This window comes from Streptococcus sp. GMD3S (assembly GCF_000298695.2).
Lineage (GTDB): Bacteria > Bacillota > Bacilli > Lactobacillales > Streptococcaceae > Streptococcus.
In genome coordinates, this window is sequence record NZ_AJRC02000016.1 from 25,851 (window position 1) to 43,026 (window position 17,176).

Consider the following 17,176-nt stretch of genomic DNA (forward strand, 5'->3'; position numbering starts at 1 on the left):
AAACACATGTCTAAAGAACTTTCACCTAAATACAATCCAGCCGAGGTTGAGGCTGGTCGTTACCAAAAATGGCTTGATGAAGATGTTTTCAAGCCTTCAGGCGATAAAAAGGCTAAGCCATACTCTATCGTGATTCCACCACCAAACGTAACTGGGAAACTTCACCTTGGTCACGCTTGGGATACAACTTTGCAAGATATCATTATCCGTCAAAAACGTATGCAAGGTTTCGACACGCTTTGGCTTCCAGGGATGGACCACGCGGGGATTGCGACTCAGGCTAAGGTTGAGGAGCGCTTGCGTGGCGAGGGCATCAGCCGTTACGACCTTGGTCGTGAAAAATTCCTTGATAAAGTCTGGGAATGGAAAGACGAGTATGCGACGACTATCAAGGAACAATGGGGCAAGATGGGGCTTTCTGTAGACTACTCTCGCGAGCGTTTCACCCTTGACGAAGGTTTGTCAAAAGCTGTTCGCAAGGTCTTTGTGGAGCTTTACAAGAAAGGATGGATTTACCGTGGTGAATTTATCATCAACTGGGACCCAGCAGCTCGTACAGCCCTTTCGGATATCGAGGTGATTCACAAGGATGTGGAAGGTGCCTTCTACCACATGAACTACATGCTAGAAGACGGTTCACGTGCCCTTGAAGTTGCGACAACTCGTCCTGAGACCATGTTTGGGGACGTTGCGGTTGCAGTCAATCCAGAAGACCCACGCTACAAGGACTTGATTGGTAAAAACGTCATCCTTCCAATCGCTAATAAATTGATTCCAATCGTTGGAGATGAGCACGCTGATCCAGAGTTTGGTACTGGTGTCGTGAAAATCACACCTGCCCATGATCCAAACGACTTCTTGGTTGGTCAACGACACAACTTGCCACAAGTCAACGTCATGAACGACGATGGAACCATGAATGACTTGGCCTTCGAATTTGCAGGTATGGATCGTTTTGAAGCTCGTAAGGCAGTCGTTGCTAAGTTGGAAGAAATTGGTGCCCTCGTCAAAATCGAAAAACGTGTCCACAGTGTTGGTCACTCAGAGCGTACAGGTGTTGTGGTTGAGCCACGCTTGTCTACGCAATGGTTCGTCAAGATGGATCAATTGGCGAAAAATGCCATTGCCAACCAAGACACAGACGACAAGGTAGAATTCTACCCACCTCGTTTCAACGATACCTTCCTCCAATGGATGGAAAATGTCCATGACTGGGTAATCTCACGTCAGCTCTGGTGGGGTCACCAAATCCCTGCTTGGTACAATGCTGAGGGTGAAATGTATGTTGGGGAAGAAGCTCCAGAAGGCGACGGATGGACTCAGGATGAAGACGTCTTGGATACGTGGTTTAGTTCTGCCCTTTGGCCATTCTCAACCATGGGCTGGCCTGATGTCGACTCTGAAGACTTCAAACGTTACTTCCCAACTTCAACCTTGGTTACAGGTTACGACATCATCTTCTTCTGGGTATCTCGTATGATCTTCCAATCCTTGGAATTCACTGGCCGTCAGCCATTCCAAAACGTCCTTATCCACGGTCTTATCCGTGACGAGCAAGGACGTAAGATGTCTAAATCTCTTGGTAACGGGATTGACCCAATGGATGTTATCGAGAAATACGGTGCCGATGCCCTTCGTTGGTTCCTTTCAAACGGTTCTGCACCAGGGCAAGACGTGCGCTTCTCTTACGAGAAAATGGATGCTTCATGGAACTTCATTAACAAAATTTGGAACATCTCTCGCTACATCCTCATGAACAATGAAGGCTTGACTCTTGACCAAGCAACTGCCAATGTCGAAAAAGTTGTTAACAAGGAAGCTGGAAATGTCACTGACCGCTGGATTCTGCACAACCTCAATGAAACCATCGGCAAAGTCACTGAAAACTTTGATAAGTTTGAGTTTGGTGTTGCTGGACACATCCTCTACAACTTTATCTGGGATGAGTTTGCGGACTGGTATGTTGAGTTGACCAAGGAAGTCCTTTATAGCGATAACGAAGATGAAAAAGTCATCACACGTTCTGTTCTCCTTTACACATTGGACAAGATCCTTCGTCTCCTTCACCCAATCATGCCATTCGTGACAGAGGAAATCTTTGGACAAATCTCAGAAGGCTCTATCGTTACAGCGGAATACCCAACTGTCAATCCAGCCTTTGAAGACCTTGCGGCTCACACAGGTGTGGAAAGTCTTAAAGACTTGATCCGTGCTGTTCGTAATGCGCGTGCAGAAGTAAACGTCGCTCCAAGCAAGCCAATCACCATTCTTGTTAAGACAAGCGATAGCGACTTGGAAGCTTTCTTTAACAGCAATGTCAACTACATCAAACGCTTCACAAATCCAGAGCGCTTGGAAATCGCATCAACCATCCCTGCACCTGAACTCGCTATGTCAAGCGTCATCACAGGAGCAGAAATCTACTTGCCACTGGCAGACCTCCTCAATGTCGAAGAAGAACTGGCTCGTCTCGACAAGGAACTGGCTAAATGGCAAAAAGAACTGGATATGGTCGGTAAGAAACTCTCTAACGAACGCTTCGTAGCCAATGCTAAACCAGAAGTCGTTCAAAAAGAACGCGACAAACAAGCTGACTATCAAGCCAAATACGATGCGACCGTAGCACGTATTGATGAGATGAAGAAGTTGGTGAAATAAACATAGAAACACGGTGGTAAGCCGTGTTTTTTTGGTATAATGAAAATATTAAAACAATAGAAAAGAGAAGGTCTATGCCAGAAGGCGTCACTTTATTTCAAGATACCTTGATCAAATCTTTAAAGTTTGGATTTATTGATAATATTAAATTTCAAGAAGGGGGATACTCTCCTCAAATTTTAATTAATGACCCAGAGTCCAAGCGATATGTATTGAAGGATATTCAAGAAGAATTATCAAAATGCCAAGCCTTTTATATTTCGGTAGCATTTATTACCCAATCAGGAATTGCTCTGATAAAATCCCAATTATCAGATTTAATGGATAAAGGAATAAAAGGTAAAATTCTTATATCTCCTTATCTTGATTTTAATGATCCGGTTGCCATGCAAGAATTACTCAAGTTGAAAAATGTTGAAGTTCGACTTACTCCAGAGAGTCTGCAGATGCACGCTAAGTTTTATCTTTTTGAACATCAGGGGAAACAGGTTCTTATTTCTGGAAGTTCAAATTTAACTCATAATGCATTGAAAATCAATTACGAGTGGAATATTAAGTTGACATCAACTTACAATGGAGAGTTAATTCAAGCTACTAAAAAAGAGTTTGAAAAAATTTGGGAAAAGTCGGATGTTTTAACTACAGAAAAGATTGATTCTTACGCTAGAAAGCGTCAGAAAACAATTCGAGTGGACCAGATTCGAGAAGAGGAAATAGCAGAATATCAGGTTACAAGTATTGAACCTAATAAGATGCAAAATGAAGCACTGAAAGGTCTGCAGGCTATTCGCGATTCAGGGAAAAAGAAAGCTTTAGTTATCAGTGCTACAGGGACAGGAAAAACATATTTATCAGCTTTTGATGTTCAACAATTTGAGCCGAAAAGAATGCTTTTTATCGTTCATAGGGAGCAAATTCTTCAAAAGTCTTTAAAGGATTTTCAAAAGGTTTTACAGTTCCCGGAATCAGAAGGTTTGATTTATCATTCTGGTGCTGATTTGACAAATAAGAAATACATTTTTGCGACGATTCAAACATTATCCCGTGATTCACATTTGAATTTATTTTCAAAAGATTATTTTGACTATATTTTAATCGATGAAGTTCACAAAGCCGGAGCTGATTCATACAAAAAAGTGATGGCACATTTTCATCCTGAGTTCTTTTTAGGAATGACTGCAACTCCCGAACGAACTGATGGGCAAAATATTTATGAACTGTTTGATTATAATATCGCCTATGAAATTCGTCTGCAGGATGCGCTTGATAATGATATGCTTTGCCCATTTATTTATTTTGGGGTAAAGGATATTGAGATAGATGGACATCTAATCGATGAGAAGACAAATATATCAAACTTAACATCTAATGAACGAGTTAAACATATTCTGCAAAAAATTGATTTTTATGGAGTAAGTGGTGAAAAAGTAAAAGGATTGATATTCTGTTCCTCTAAACAGGAAGCGCATGAACTCGCTTCAAAATTGAATCAGAATGGGAAAGTTTGTAGGGCTCTAACAGGCGATGATAATATTGAAACACGAAATGAAGTCGTTTCTCAACTTGAAAAAGGAAAACTAGACTACATTTTGACAGTGGATATTTTTAATGAAGGTATTGATATTCCTTCTGTCAACCAGGTAGTCATGTTAAGAAATACTCAGTCTAGTATTGTTTTTGTTCAACAACTAGGGCGTGGTCTTCGTAAACATGAGAGTAAAGAATACGTCACGATCATTGATTTTATTGGTAATTATAAAAATAACTATTTGATTCCAATTGCTTTATTTGGAGACAAATCAATGAATAAAGATAATTACCGAAGAGAGCTAAGAGAACCCAATATTTTAAATGGCCTAACTACTATTAATTTTGAAGAAGTTGCTAAAGAACAAATCTTTAAGTCTATTACTAATACAAATCTTTCCAATCGAGCTATCCTAAAAGAGGCCTATATGGAAACAAAGAACCGCTTGGGACGTACTCCGAATCTCAGTGATTTTTTGGAACTAGATAGTCTAGATCCCTATGTTTTCTTTGATACTTTTAATCATTATGGAGAGGTTATTGCTTCCTTTGAAAAAGAGGATCGGTTTATTAAAATTCCTGAATTAAATAGTTTTCTAACTTTCCTCTGCAAAGAACTATCCAATGGTAAACGAAAAGAAGAACTCTATCTTTTAAAAATATTACTAGAAAAAGGAAAGATTTCCCGATCTGAATTTAAACAAATCTTAACAATGAAGCAATTAGGATCCTCCGAACAGTTATTTAAATCTATCGAAAACTGTTTAGACTATAACTTTTTTGTTAAAAGAGATCAAGAAAAGTATGGTTTGTCAGCCTTAAGCATTGAAGATGACACTTATCAACTAGCAACAGATTTCACTCAATTTCTTACAGAGGAATACAAAAAATTTATCTTAGACATCATTCAGACTGGTCTAGAGCGCTCTCAAAAATATCCGCAGGAACCATTGACAATAGGTGAAAAATACTCTCGAAAAGATGCTGTGAGACTTCTTAACTGGGACAAGGATGAGAGTTCTACTGTATATGGATACAAGGTCAAACATGGAACGTGTCCTATCTTTGTAACTTATCATAAGGATGACGATATTACAGAAACAACCCAGTATCAAGATGGATTCTTATCCAACAAAGTCTTTCATTGGTATTCTCGGAGCAATCGAAGCTTTAAGTCTAAAGAAGTTGCTGATATTATGCAATCTAATCAAACCGGTTTGGCTCTTCATCTCTTCGTAAAAAAAGAAGATGGTGAGGGAAGTGATTTCTATTATCTAGGGCCAGTTAGTTATTTGGAAGATAGTGCTACTGAAACTAGGATGCAGGATGGAAAAACTCCTGTAGTTACAATGAATTTTGAATTAGCCAATGAGGTTTCTTCCGCACTTTATGATTATTTGACAAAAAAATAAGAGAGTAATCTCTTATTTTTTTGTTAATAATTCTACAGCTGGACGATCTACTGGAGCCCAGTTGAGAGTATCTAGTTCATTGGGAGCTAACCAAGTTGAATTTTGGTGTTCAAGCAACTCTAGTTTTCCTGATATTAGCTTTGCATGATAGGTCTTCATGACAACTGTCCCAAAATTATAATCATATGAAGCTTCATTGATGTAAGAAACAATCTCAATTTCAGAATTTAGTTCTTCTTTAATTTCACGGACTAAAGCTTGTTCAGGAGATTCTCCTACTTCTAATTTCCCACCTGGAAATTCCCAAAAACCTCCTAAACTTTTACCTTCAGGTCTTTGTGCACAGAATATTTTTCCATCTCGTTCTATAGCCGCTGCAACAACATTTATTATTTTTTTTGACATAAGCTACCTCCAAGTAATATTTTAACAAATATTTTTAAATTTACCATGTGTTAAAATCAATTGATTTTTACTTAATAAATCATAGATAAATCTATTTTAACCTTTGACTATTCCGCAAAATTATCGTACAATAAAGAGTACATGATAAAATGAGGTCAGAGTCTGTTCGCTCTGGCGATAGTAGTAAAAATGAGGAGAAACGCTTTGGAATTAGAAGTATTTGCTGGGCAAGAAAAAAGTGAACTATCTATGATTGAGGTAGCGCGTGCTATCTTGGAACTTCGTGGTCGCGATCATGAGATGCATTTTAGTGATCTTGTAAACGAAATTCAAAACTACCTTGGAACATCAAACAGCGATATCCGCGAAGCTTTACCTTTGTTCTACACAGAGTTGAACTTTGATGGTAGCTTCATCTCTCTTGGAGACAACAAATGGGGCCTTCGTTCATGGTACGGTGTGGACGAAATCGACGAAGAAATCATCGCTCTTGAAGAAAGTGACGACGACGAAGTAGCACCAAAAGCTAAGAAAAAACGTGTCAATGCCTTTATGGATGGTGATTCAGATGCCATTGACTACAATGCAGATGATCCAGAAGATGAAGATGCATACGAAGCAGACCCAGCTCTTTCATATGATGATGAAAATCCAGATGATGAGAAAAATGAAGTGGAAGCTTACGATGCAGAAATCAACGAAATCGCCCCTGATGACTTGGGTGAAGACGTGGATCTTAACGAAGAAGACGACGAGTTTTCTGACGATGATACTGAAACGAGTGAAGAAGAGTAAAAGACTTCACAGAGGAGATCGTAAGATCTCCTTTTTCGTTCCTTGAGCAGATTATCCGTTAGGTTGTAGATCTTTAGTTGGTTTTCTGAAAGTAATCTTCTTATTTTCAGGTTTTACCGATTCGGGTTGACAAATGATCTGCTTTGAGGTATTATATTGTTCGGGCACCTCTTTTAGAGGTCGGGGCTCCCTAGTTACTAGGGAGCTATTTTTGTTTTTCAGGAAGTTTTCTTGAAAAGTCGTTATTCATAAGGGTCTTGTTTTCTATGTCCCCTCGTAGTTAACAAGGCCTTGAGCATTTTAGAAAGAGGAATTTATGTCTACGAAATATATTTTTGTAACTGGTGGTGTGGTATCGTCTATTGGGAAAGGGATTGTCGCAGCAAGTCTGGGTCGTCTCTTAAAAAATCGTGGTCTAAAAGTAACCATTCAAAAGTTTGACCCTTATATCAATATCGATCCGGGAACCATGAGTCCTTATCAGCACGGGGAAGTCTTTGTGACAGATGATGGGGCTGAGACAGATTTGGACTTGGGTCACTATGAACGTTTCATCGATATCAATCTCAACAAATATTCCAACGTGACAACTGGGAAAATTTACAGTGAAGTTCTTCGTAAGGAGCGCCGTGGAGAATACCTTGGCGCAACTGTTCAGGTTATTCCTCATATCACAGATGCTTTGAAGGAAAAAATCAAGCGTGCCGCTGTAACGACCGACTCTGATGTCATTATCACAGAGGTTGGTGGAACCGTTGGGGATATCGAGTCCTTGCCATTCCTAGAGGCCCTTCGTCAGATGAAGGCAGATGTGGGGGCAGATAATGTCATGTACATCCATACAACCTTGCTTCCTTATCTCAAGGCTGCTGGTGAGATGAAGACCAAGCCAACCCAGCATTCTGTAAAAGAATTACGCGGTTTGGGAATCCAGCCAAATATGTTAGTTATTCGTACTGAGAAACCAGCTGGTCAAGGCATTAAAAACAAACTAGCTCAGTTCTGTGATGTGGCACCAGAAGCTGTTATCGAGTCTTTGGATGTTGAACACCTTTACCAAATTCCATTGAATTTACAGGCGCAAGGTATGGACCAAATTGTTTGTGACCATTTGAAACTAGACGCACCAGTAGCGGATATGACTGAGTGGTCAGCCATGGTGGACAAGGTCATGAACCTGAAAAAACAAGTCAAGATTTCCCTTGTTGGTAAGTATGTGGAGTTGCAAGATGCCTACATCTCTGTGGTCGAAGCCTTGAAACACTCTGGTTATGCCAACGACGCAGAAGTGAAGATTAATTGGATCAATGCTAATGATGTGACAGCAGAGAATGTGGCGGAGCTCTTGTCTGATGCGGACGGAATCATCGTACCAGGAGGTTTTGGCCAACGTGGTACGGAAGGAAAAATTCAAGCCATCCGTTATGCGCGTGAGAATGATGTTCCAATGTTGGGAGTCTGCTTGGGAATGCAGTTGACTTGTATCGAGTTTGCTCGTCACGTTTTGGGTCTTGAAGGTGCCAATTCTGCTGAACTTGCACCAGAAACAAAATATCCTATCATTGATATCATGCGTGACCAGGTTGATGTTGAAGATATGGGTGGAACCCTTCGTTTGGGACTTTATCCGTCTAAGTTAAAACGTGGTTCTAAGGCAGCGGCTGCTTATCATAATCAAGAAGTGGTGCAACGCCGTCACCGTCACCGTTATGAGTTTAACAACGCCTTTCGTGAACAGTTTGAGGCAGCAGGTTTTGTCTTCTCAGGAGTTTCTCCAGACAATCGTTTGGTCGAAATTGTGGAAATTCCTGAAAATAAATTTTTTGTAGCTTGTCAGTATCACCCTGAACTTTCCAGCCGTCCAAACCGTCCAGAAGAGCTCTACACTGCCTTTGTCACTGCAGCGGTTGAAAATAGCAATTAGAAAAATTCGAACCTTTGAGAACAATCTCAGAGGTTTTTTATTCATTTAGAAAAGTCTTGCTAACTCAGGCGCTTGATAATAAGAATCAGAAGTTTTCTTTCTACAGTAATGGATGAGATTTTCCTTGCTCGTATACGGCTTCCCTATTTGTCCTAGCGCCCTTTTTGTGTTACAATGAAAGGTATGAAAGCTAAGAAATTATGGATGACTGGCTTGACTGTGGCTGGTCTAAGCGCCCTTGCTTTGGGGGCTAAAAAAGCAGCAGATAACCACAAACTCATGAAGACGCAAGAAGAGTTGACCGCTATCGTGCGCGAACTTTTCTCAGATATGGGTGAGATTGCGACTCTCTATGTTCAAGTCTACGAAAGTAGTCTAGAGCGACTCGTCGGAGGGGTCATTTTCGAGGATGGTCGTCACTATACTTTTGTCTATGAAAATGAAGACCTAGTCTATGAGGAGGAAGTCTTATGATTATTCCCAGTAGTATAGAAGAACTCGCAGGTTTTGTCGAGCAGGATGGTAAGAAGGTCTTTCTTTTTGTGGCAGACTGGTGTGGAGATTGTCGTTATATCTATCCAGCCTTGCCAGAGATTGAGGAGACCAATCCAGAGTTCACCTTTATTCGAGTGGACCGAGACCAGTACATGGATCTGGCCAAACTCTGGGATGTGTACGGGATTCCTAGCCTTGTTGTGCTAGAAAAGGACAAGGAAATCGGCCGATTTGTCAATCGTGACCGTAAAAGCAAGCAACAAATTAACGACTTTTTAGCAGAACTGAAATAGGAGAAAATGGAGACAATGATTTTTACATATAATAAAGAGCATGTTGGCGATGTCCTTATGATCATCGTGAAAAACAGCGGAGATGCCAAGTTGGACGTGGAGCGCAAAGGCAAGGTAGCCCGTGTTTTCCTCAAAGAAAATGGAGAAACAGTGGCTTGGAATATTTTCGAAGTTTCAAGTTTATTTGAAATTGTAGAGCGCGGTCAAGTCTTTTTGACAGATGAGCAAGTCGCTCGTTTGAACCAAGAATTGCAGGCGGAAGGCTTTACAGAAGAAATTGTTAATGATAAGGAACCAAAGTTTGTTGTCGGTGAGATTGTCGAGATGGTAACTCACCCAGATAGTGACCACCTTAACATCTGCCAAGTTGCAGTCGCAAGTGATAAGACAGTGCAAATCGTTGCAGGGGCTCCTAATGCGCGTGTCGGTCTGAAAACCATTGTCGCTCTTCCTGGAGCTATGATGCCAAAAGGCAATCTCATTTTCCCAGGCGAACTTCGTGGTGAAAAGAGTTTTGGCATGATGTGCAGTCCTCGTGAATTGCATTTGCCAAATGCTCCACAAAAACGTGGGGTTATTGAATTATCAGAAGACCAAGTTATTGGAACTCCATTTGACCCAGCCAAACACTGGACTGCCTAGGAAATTGTCAGTGTTTGATAGACCAGATAGGGGGATAAGATGGCGAAAAATGTAGTGATTACAGGAACGACCTCAGGAATCGGTGAAGCGATTGCGCGTGCTTATCTGGAGCAGGGGGAGAATGTCGTTCTAACAGGGCGACGGACAGACAGACTAGAGGCCCTCAAGTCAGAGTTTGCAGAAACTTTTCCAAATCAAACAGTTTGGACCTTTCCACTGGATGTCACGGATATGACCATGGTGAAGACTGTCTGCTCCGATATTTTGGAAACGATAGGTCAGATTGATATCTTGGTCAATAACGCTGGACTAGCTCTTGGCTTGACTCCCTATCAAGACTACGAAGAATTGGATATGCTGACCATGTTGGATACCAATGTCAAGGGTTTGATGGCAGTTACTCGCTGTTTCTTGCCAGAAATGGTAAAAGCGAATCAGGGTCATATTATCAACATGGGATCGACCGCAGGAATCTATGCCTATGCTGGGGCAGCTGTTTACTCAGCCACCAAGGCAGCAGTTAAGACTTTTTCAGATGGTCTGCGAATTGATACCATTGCAACGGATATCAAGGTGACCACCATTCAACCAGGGATTGTCGAAACAGATTTCTCTACAGTTCGTTTTCATGGTGACAAAGAGCGTGCTGCCACCGTCTATCAGGGAATTGAGGCCTTGCAAGCTCAGGATATTGCAGATACAGTGGTCTATGTGACCAGTCAGCCTCGTCGTATGCAGATTACAGATATGACTATTATGGCCAATCAACAGGCGACAGGTTTCATGGTGCATAAAAAATAAAAAATTTTCTCGAAAAGTTACAAATTTTTGTAACTTTTTTTGATTCCTTGCGAATAGATAAGTAGGAGGAAGAAAATATGTATAATAAAGTTATCATGATCGGGCGCTTGACGTCTACACCAGAATTGCACAAAACAAACAACGACAAGTCAGTGGCGCGAGCAACTATCGCTGTGAACCGTCGTTACAAAGACCAAAACGGGGAACGTGAAGCTGACTTTGTCAATCTTGTTCTTTGGGGGAAATTGGCTGAAACCTTGGCAAGCTACGCAACTAAAGGTAGTCTTATCTCTGTGGATGGAGAACTTCGTACCCGTCGCTTTGAGAAAAAGGGCCAGATGAACTATGTGACTGAAGTCCTTGCCACAGGATTCCAACTTTTGGAAAGCCGCGCCCAACGGGCTATGCGTGAAAATAACGCAGGACAGGATTTGGCAGATTTGGTCTTGGAAGAGGAAGAATTGCCATTTTAAACATTGAAAAGTCTGACTTGGTCTCAGGCTTTTTTATATTGCCAAAGTCAGACTTTTTTCTTGACTATTTCTGACCAAGTGATACAATAGAACTATGAATTAGCACTCAGATATAAAGAGTGCTAATAATATGTATTTCATCATGGAGGAAAACAGATGTTGAAACCATTAGGAGACCGTGTGGTCTTGAAAATCGAAGAAAAAGAACAAACTGTTGGAGGCTTTGTCCTTGCGGGCTCAGCCCAAGAAAAAACAAAAACAGCCCAAGTTGTAGCTACTGGACAAGGGGTTCGTACCTTGAACGGTGACTTGGTTGCTCCAAGCGTTAAGGCTGGAGACCGTGTCTTAGTTGAAGCCCACGCAGGTCTTGATGTCAAAGATGGCGATGAAAAATACATCATTGTAGGCGAAGCCAATATCTTGGCAATTGTGGAAGAATAGAAGGAGAAAGTAAGTATGTCAAAAGAAATTAAATTTTCATCTGATGCTCGTTCAGCTATGGTCCGTGGTGTCGATATCCTTGCAGATACTGTTAAAGTAACCTTGGGACCAAAAGGTCGTAACGTTGTGTTGGAAAAATCATTTGGCTCACCACTCATCACCAATGACGGTGTGACCATTGCCAAAGAAATCGAGTTGGAAGACCATTTTGAAAATATGGGTGCCAAGTTGGTATCAGAAGTCGCTTCAAAGACCAATGATATCGCAGGTGACGGAACGACAACTGCAACAGTCTTGACTCAAGCTATCGTCCGCGAAGGAATCAAAAACGTTACTGCGGGTGCCAACCCAATCGGTATTCGTCGGGGGATTGAAGCTGCAGTTGCCGCAGCTGTAGAAGCCTTGAAAAACAATGCCATTCCAGTTGCTAATAAAGAAGCCATCGCTCAGGTTGCTGCCGTATCTTCTCGTTCTGAGAAAGTCGGTGAATACATTTCTGAAGCCATGGAAAAAGTTGGCAAAGATGGAGTCATCACTATTGAAGAATCACGTGGTATGGAAACAGAGCTTGAAGTCGTTGAAGGAATGCAGTTTGACCGCGGTTATCTATCACAGTACATGGTGACGGATAGCGAAAAAATGGTGGCTGATCTTGAAAATCCATACATTTTGATTACTGACAAGAAGATTTCCAATATCCAAGAAATCTTGCCGCTTCTAGAAAGTATTCTTCAAAGCAATCGTCCACTCTTGATTATTGCAGATGATGTGGATGGTGAAGCTCTTCCTACTCTTGTATTGAACAAGATTCGTGGAACCTTCAACGTAGTAGCAGTTAAGGCCCCTGGCTTTGGGGACCGTCGTAAGGCTATGTTGGAAGACATCGCCATCTTGACAGGTGGAACTGTTATCACAGAAGATCTTGGCCTTGAGTTGAAGGACGCTACTATTGAGGCGCTTGGTCAAGCAGCGAGAGTGACTGTGGACAAAGACAGTACGGTTATCGTAGAAGGTGCGGGCAATCCTGAAGCCATTTCCCACCGTGTTGCGGTTATCAAGTCTCAAATCGAAACCACAACTTCTGAATTTGATCGTGAAAAATTGCAAGAACGCTTGGCGAAATTGTCAGGTGGTGTCGCAGTTATCAAGGTCGGAGCTGCAACTGAAACTGAGTTGAAAGAAATGAAACTCCGCATTGAAGATGCCCTCAACGCTACTCGTGCAGCCGTTGAAGAAGGAATCGTTGCAGGTGGTGGAACAGCTCTTGTAAATGTTATTCCAGCCGTAGCTGATTTGGAATTGACAGGAGATGAAGCGACAGGACGCAATATTGTTCTCCGTGCCTTGGAAGAACCTGTTCGTCAAATCGCCCACAATGCAGGATTCGAAGGTTCTATTGTTATTGACCGCTTGAAGAATGCTGAAGTTGGTACAGGCTTCAACGCAGCAACTGGTGAGTGGGTCAACATGATTGAAGAGGGAATCATCGACCCAGTTAAAGTGAGCCGTTCAGCCCTTCAAAATGCAGCATCTGTAGCCAGCTTGATTTTGACAACAGAAGCAGTCGTAGCCAATAAACCGGAACCAGCAGCCCCAGCTCCAGCAATGGATCCAAGTATGATGGGCGGGATGATGTAAAAGTAACTTATAAAAAACACAAAAGGAGGGAAGAACATTCCCTCCTTTTATGATTTTCTCTTCTAAAATTGATTTGAGCTCTCCTAACTTATATGATAAAATAAGACTAGAAGAAGGAGAAGAACATGATCGATGTAGAAGAAATTCTGAGCAAGATGAATCCCAATCAGAAGATTAATTATGACCGTGTTATGCAAAAAATGGTTCAAGTTTGGGAGAAAAATGAGCAACGTCCCACTATTCTCATGCATGTTTGCTGTGCTCCTTGTAGTACCTACACCCTAGAATACCTGACCAAATACGCTGATGTGACTATCTATTTTGCCAATTCCAATATCCATCCCAAGGCAGAATACCACAAGCGGGCTTACGTCACCAAGAAATTTGTCAGTGATTTCAATGAGCGAACAGGCAATACGGTTCAGTACCTAGAAGCTCCCTACGAACCAAATGAATACCGGAAGTTAGTCAGAGGACTGGAAGAAGAACCCGAAGGTGGCGACCGTTGCAAGGTTTGTTTTGATTACCGTTTGGACAAAACAGCGCAAGTGGCTATGGATTTGGGCTTTGACTACTTTGGTTCAGCCTTGACCATCAGTCCCCATAAGAATTCTCAAACCATCAACAGCATCGGAATTGATGTGCAAAAGATTTATACCACCCACTATCTCCCAAGTGATTTCAAGAAAAATCAAGGCTACAAGCGTTCGGTGGAGATGTGCGAGGAGTATGATATTTATCGTCAATGTTATTGTGGATGCGTCTATGCAGCTCAAGCTCAGAATATTGATCTTGTTCAGATTAAGAAGGATGCCACGGCTTTCTTGTTGGATAAGGATGTTGAAAAAGACTATTCCCACATCAAGTTCACTGTTACTAAATTAGATATATAGCAATCAACCCAGCTGAAAAGCTGGGTTTTTCAAATAAAAAAACCAGGGCTCTCACCCCGGTTTGACAACTTTACCGATTCTTTAGTTCTATGTAGCGTTTGTACCAAATGTTGACATAGGCCTCTGAGAAAGGACCGCGTCCATTGTTGATCCAATCAACAAGGATTTTAACATGCTCTTTCAAAATATAGTCTAAATCATCAGAATACTTCATTTTGCGTTTATGGCGCTCATACTCTTCAACGTCCAAGAGGCGCTTTTCGCCATCAGTGAAGACCTTGACATCCAAATCATAATCAATGTATTTTAGGGCTTCCTCATCTAGATAGTAGGGGCTAGCCATATTGCAATAGTAGGAAATCCCATTATCGCGAATCATAGCAATGATATTAAACCAATATTTTTTGTGAAAGTAAACAATAGCCGGTTCTCGAGTCACCCAACGACGACCGTCACTTTCGGTAACAAGTGTGTGGTCGTTGACGCCGATAATGGCGTTCTCTGTTGTTTTTAGTACCATGGTGTCCCGCCAAGTACGGTGAAGACTCCCATCATGCTTATAACTTTGAATTGTAATAAAGTCGCCTTCTTTTGGAAGTTTCATAACTAACCAACTTTCTACAATTTATAAGTTTATCGTTTACTATTATATCATAAATCGGTCTAATTTTTTTAAATTTTACACGAAAATATTAAAGATATTCTCTGAGAGCGCTGGCTATATCCGAAAAATCATAGCCTTTTCGAGCTAAAACTTGGGTTAAACGCTGTTTAAGTTCGTATCCTTCATACTTTCGAGCATACTTATCATATTGTTTGTCTAGCTCTTTAAAAATGAGTTCTTGAGTCGTTTCTTGGTCGACTTGATTGTTCAGGTCATCAAAGGCACTTTTAGCATCAGCATAGGAGAATCCCTTGTTAGTCAAGTTTTGAATAATCTTATCCTGCAAGGCACGAGCGGGAAGTTTTCCATTGTATTTTTTAAGAAGTTTCTCCGCCACACGTTGAGCAACCTCTGAAAAATCAAAATCCTTTAAAACATCTTTAATCGTTGATTTGGCAATCCCTTTTTGAGACAGTTTTTTAGCTAGCACATAGGGTCCCTTATCTCCAGAAAGTTGATTTGCGTTGATAATAGAGTAGGCATACTGACGATCATTAATCCAGTTATCTTCTTTAAGATTGGCGATAACTTGACTTGTGATTTTTTCATCAAGATCATACTTTTTCAGATACTCACGAACTTCCTTTTCGGTTCGAGCTTTAAATGATAGATGGTAGAGGGCGAGATTCTTACCATAAGAAAACTGAGCAAAGCCCTGAATCTCGGTCAATTCTTCCTTGCTAATGACCTTATCTTTAGACAACATAAAACGGACAATGGTATCCTCCGTGATATAAGAGGTTTGCTGTCCATCTAACTCCATCAAGTAGAGGCGTTTTTTCTTTTCAAGTTTTGTGATTTTCATAGTTCTATTATACCCTAAAATGTGATAAGATAGGGGTATGAATCTGAAAGTCAAACAAAAAATACCTTTAAAAATCAAGCGGATGGGTATCAATGGTGAGGGAATCGGTTTCTACCAGAAAACCCTCGTTTTTGTGCCAGGCGCCCTCAAAGGAGAAGATATCTATTGTCAGATTACTTCTATTAAACGTAACTTTGTTGAAGCCAAATTACTAAAGGTTAATAAGAAGTCTAAATTTCGAGTCGTACCGGCTTGTACGATTTATAATGAATGTGGTGGTTGCCAAATCATGCACCTCCACTATGATAAACAGTTAGAGTTCAAGACGGATCTGCTCCACCAAGCCCTGAAAAAATTTGCCCCTGCGGGATATGAAAACTATGAAATCCGTCCAACTATCGGAATGCAGGAACCAAAGTACTACCGTGCTAAGCTTCAATTCCAGACTCGGAAATTTAAAAATCAGGTCAAGGCAGGTTTGTATGCACAAAACTCTCATTATCTCGTAGAGTTGAAAGACTGTTTGGTGCAAGATAAGGAAACCCAAGTGATTGCGAATCGCCTAGCTGAACTTCTTACTTACCACCAAATTCCAATTACAGATGAGAGAAAAACGCTTGGTGTTCGCACTATCATGGTACGTCGAGCAAGAAAAACAGGACAAGTTCAGATAATCATTGTTACGAATCGTCAGCTTAATTTAACCCAGCTGGTAAAAGACTTAGTTAAAGATTTTCCAGAAGTCGTCACGGTTGCAGTCAATACAAACACAGCAAAAACAAGTGAAATCTATGGTGAAAAGACGGAAATTATCTGGGGTCAAGAGAGTATTCAAGAAGGAGTACTCGACTATGAGTTTTCTCTCTCGCCCCGAGCTTTTTATCAGCTTAATCCTGAGCAGACAGAAATTCTCTATAGTGAAGCAGTTAAGGCTCTGGATGTCAGCAAAGAGGATCATCTGATCGATGCCTATTGCGGTGTTGGGACGATTGGATTTGCCTTTGCAAATAAGGTCAAGAGTCTCAGAGGAATGGATATTATTCCAGAAGCTATTGAAGATGCCAAGCGAAATGCTAAAAAAATGGGGTTTGACAATACTCATTACGAAGCGGGAACAGCAGAAGAGATTATTCCACGCTGGTATCAAGATGGCTACCGAGCGGATGCCCTGATAGTCGACCCTCCTCGTACAGGCTTAGATGATAAGCTGTTGGAAACCATTCTGACCTATGTTCCAGACAAAATGGTCTATGTATCCTGCAATGTTTCGACCTTGGCACGAGATTTGGTTAAACTAGTAAAAGTCTATG

16 protein-coding genes are annotated in these 17,176 nt (G+C 41.2%); 13 read left to right on the forward strand and 3 right to left on the reverse strand.

The features are described from left to right. Nucleotides 1-6: 6 nt before the first annotated feature. Nucleotides 7-2,658 (forward strand): valine--tRNA ligase, encoded by a 2,652-nt coding sequence (locus GMD3S_RS0207865; RefSeq protein ID WP_000032179.1) that lies wholly within the window; start codon nt 7-9, stop codon nt 2,656-2,658. Between the two features lie 74 nt (nt 2,659-2,732). Beyond that, the gene (locus GMD3S_RS0207870) at nt 2,733-5,597 is read left to right on the forward strand and encodes a DUF3427 domain-containing protein (protein ID WP_001114051.1); all 2,865 of its coding nucleotides are present in this window, start codon (nt 2,733-2,735) and stop codon (nt 5,595-5,597) included. A gap of 12 nt (nt 5,598-5,609) precedes the next feature. On the opposite strand, the gene GMD3S_RS0207875 is transcribed toward GMD3S_RS0207870, so the two are convergent. Beyond that, the gene (locus tag GMD3S_RS0207875; RefSeq protein ID WP_000037666.1) at nt 5,610-6,002 is read right to left on the reverse strand and encodes a (deoxy)nucleoside triphosphate pyrophosphohydrolase; all 393 of its coding nucleotides are present in this window, start codon (nt 6,000-6,002) and stop codon (nt 5,610-5,612) included. Nucleotides 6,003-6,206: 204 nt separating this feature from the next. Between GMD3S_RS0207875 and rpoE the strand changes: the two genes are divergently transcribed. The 10 genes from rpoE to GMD3S_RS0207925 all read left to right on the forward strand — a co-directional run bounded on the left by rpoE (nt 6,207) and on the right by GMD3S_RS0207925 (nt 14,397). After that, nucleotides 6,207-6,797 (forward strand): DNA-directed RNA polymerase subunit delta, encoded by a 591-nt coding sequence (rpoE, locus tag GMD3S_RS0207880; RefSeq protein ID WP_000418417.1) that lies wholly within the window; start codon nt 6,207-6,209, stop codon nt 6,795-6,797. Nucleotides 6,798-7,113: 316 nt separating this feature from the next. Next, nucleotides 7,114-8,721 (forward strand): CTP synthase, encoded by a 1,608-nt coding sequence (locus tag GMD3S_RS0207885; protein ID WP_000105267.1) that lies wholly within the window; start codon nt 7,114-7,116, stop codon nt 8,719-8,721. 174 nt (nt 8,722-8,895) lie between these two features. After that, nucleotides 8,896-9,195, forward strand: coding sequence for a DUF4651 domain-containing protein (locus tag GMD3S_RS0207890; protein ID WP_008277325.1), 300 nt, complete (start codon nt 8,896-8,898; stop codon nt 9,193-9,195). After that, the gene (locus GMD3S_RS0207895) at nt 9,192-9,509 is read left to right on the forward strand and encodes a thioredoxin family protein (protein WP_000586557.1); all 318 of its coding nucleotides are present in this window, start codon (nt 9,192-9,194) and stop codon (nt 9,507-9,509) included. Before GMD3S_RS0207890 ends, GMD3S_RS0207895 begins: the two co-directional genes overlap by 4 nt. 15 nt (nt 9,510-9,524) lie before the next feature. Next, a complete protein-coding gene (gene ytpR / locus GMD3S_RS0207900; RefSeq protein ID WP_008277323.1) occupies nt 9,525-10,151 on the forward strand; it encodes a YtpR family tRNA-binding protein in 627 nt (208 codons plus the stop codon). A gap of 39 nt (nt 10,152-10,190) precedes the next feature. Next, complete coding sequence (locus GMD3S_RS0207905; RefSeq protein ID WP_001107799.1) at nt 10,191-10,952, forward strand: SDR family NAD(P)-dependent oxidoreductase; 762 nt, start codon at nt 10,191-10,193, stop codon at nt 10,950-10,952. A 77-nt stretch (nt 10,953-11,029) separates the two neighbouring features. Then, nucleotides 11,030-11,425: a single-stranded DNA-binding protein gene (locus tag GMD3S_RS0207910; protein ID WP_000282457.1), complete on the forward strand. Its 396-nt coding sequence runs from the start codon at nt 11,030-11,032 to the stop codon at nt 11,423-11,425. Nucleotides 11,426-11,581: 156 nt separating this feature from the next. Continuing rightward, nucleotides 11,582-11,866 carry a co-chaperone GroES gene (groES, locus tag GMD3S_RS0207915; protein WP_000917324.1) on the forward strand — a complete coding sequence of 95 codons (285 nt, stop codon included), beginning with the start codon at nt 11,582-11,584 and terminating at the stop codon, nt 11,864-11,866. Between the two features lie 15 nt (nt 11,867-11,881). Next, the gene (gene groL, locus GMD3S_RS0207920; protein ID WP_000031559.1) at nt 11,882-13,504 is read left to right on the forward strand and encodes a chaperonin GroEL; all 1,623 of its coding nucleotides are present in this window, start codon (nt 11,882-11,884) and stop codon (nt 13,502-13,504) included. Between the two features lie 125 nt (nt 13,505-13,629). Then, nucleotides 13,630-14,397, forward strand: a complete 768-nt coding sequence (locus tag GMD3S_RS0207925; RefSeq protein ID WP_000567566.1) for an epoxyqueuosine reductase QueH — start codon at nt 13,630-13,632, stop codon at nt 14,395-14,397. A gap of 70 nt (nt 14,398-14,467) precedes the next feature. Here GMD3S_RS0207925 and ntdP read toward each other — a convergent pair whose 3' ends face one another. Both ntdP and recX read right to left on the reverse strand, forming a co-directional pair. Continuing rightward, nucleotides 14,468-15,001: a nucleoside tri-diphosphate phosphatase gene (ntdP, locus tag GMD3S_RS0207930; RefSeq protein ID WP_000775318.1), complete on the reverse strand. Its 534-nt coding sequence runs from the start codon at nt 14,999-15,001 to the stop codon at nt 14,468-14,470. A gap of 88 nt (nt 15,002-15,089) precedes the next feature. Further along, nucleotides 15,090-15,866, reverse strand: a complete 777-nt coding sequence (gene recX, locus GMD3S_RS0207935; protein WP_000705062.1) for a recombination regulator RecX — start codon at nt 15,864-15,866, stop codon at nt 15,090-15,092. Between the two features lie 37 nt (nt 15,867-15,903). Here recX and rlmD point away from each other — a divergent pair. Beyond that, nucleotides 15,904-17,176 (forward strand): 23S rRNA (uracil(1939)-C(5))-methyltransferase RlmD (rlmD, locus tag GMD3S_RS10435; RefSeq protein ID WP_025172974.1); only part of this gene is annotated, 1,273 nt, incomplete at its 3' end.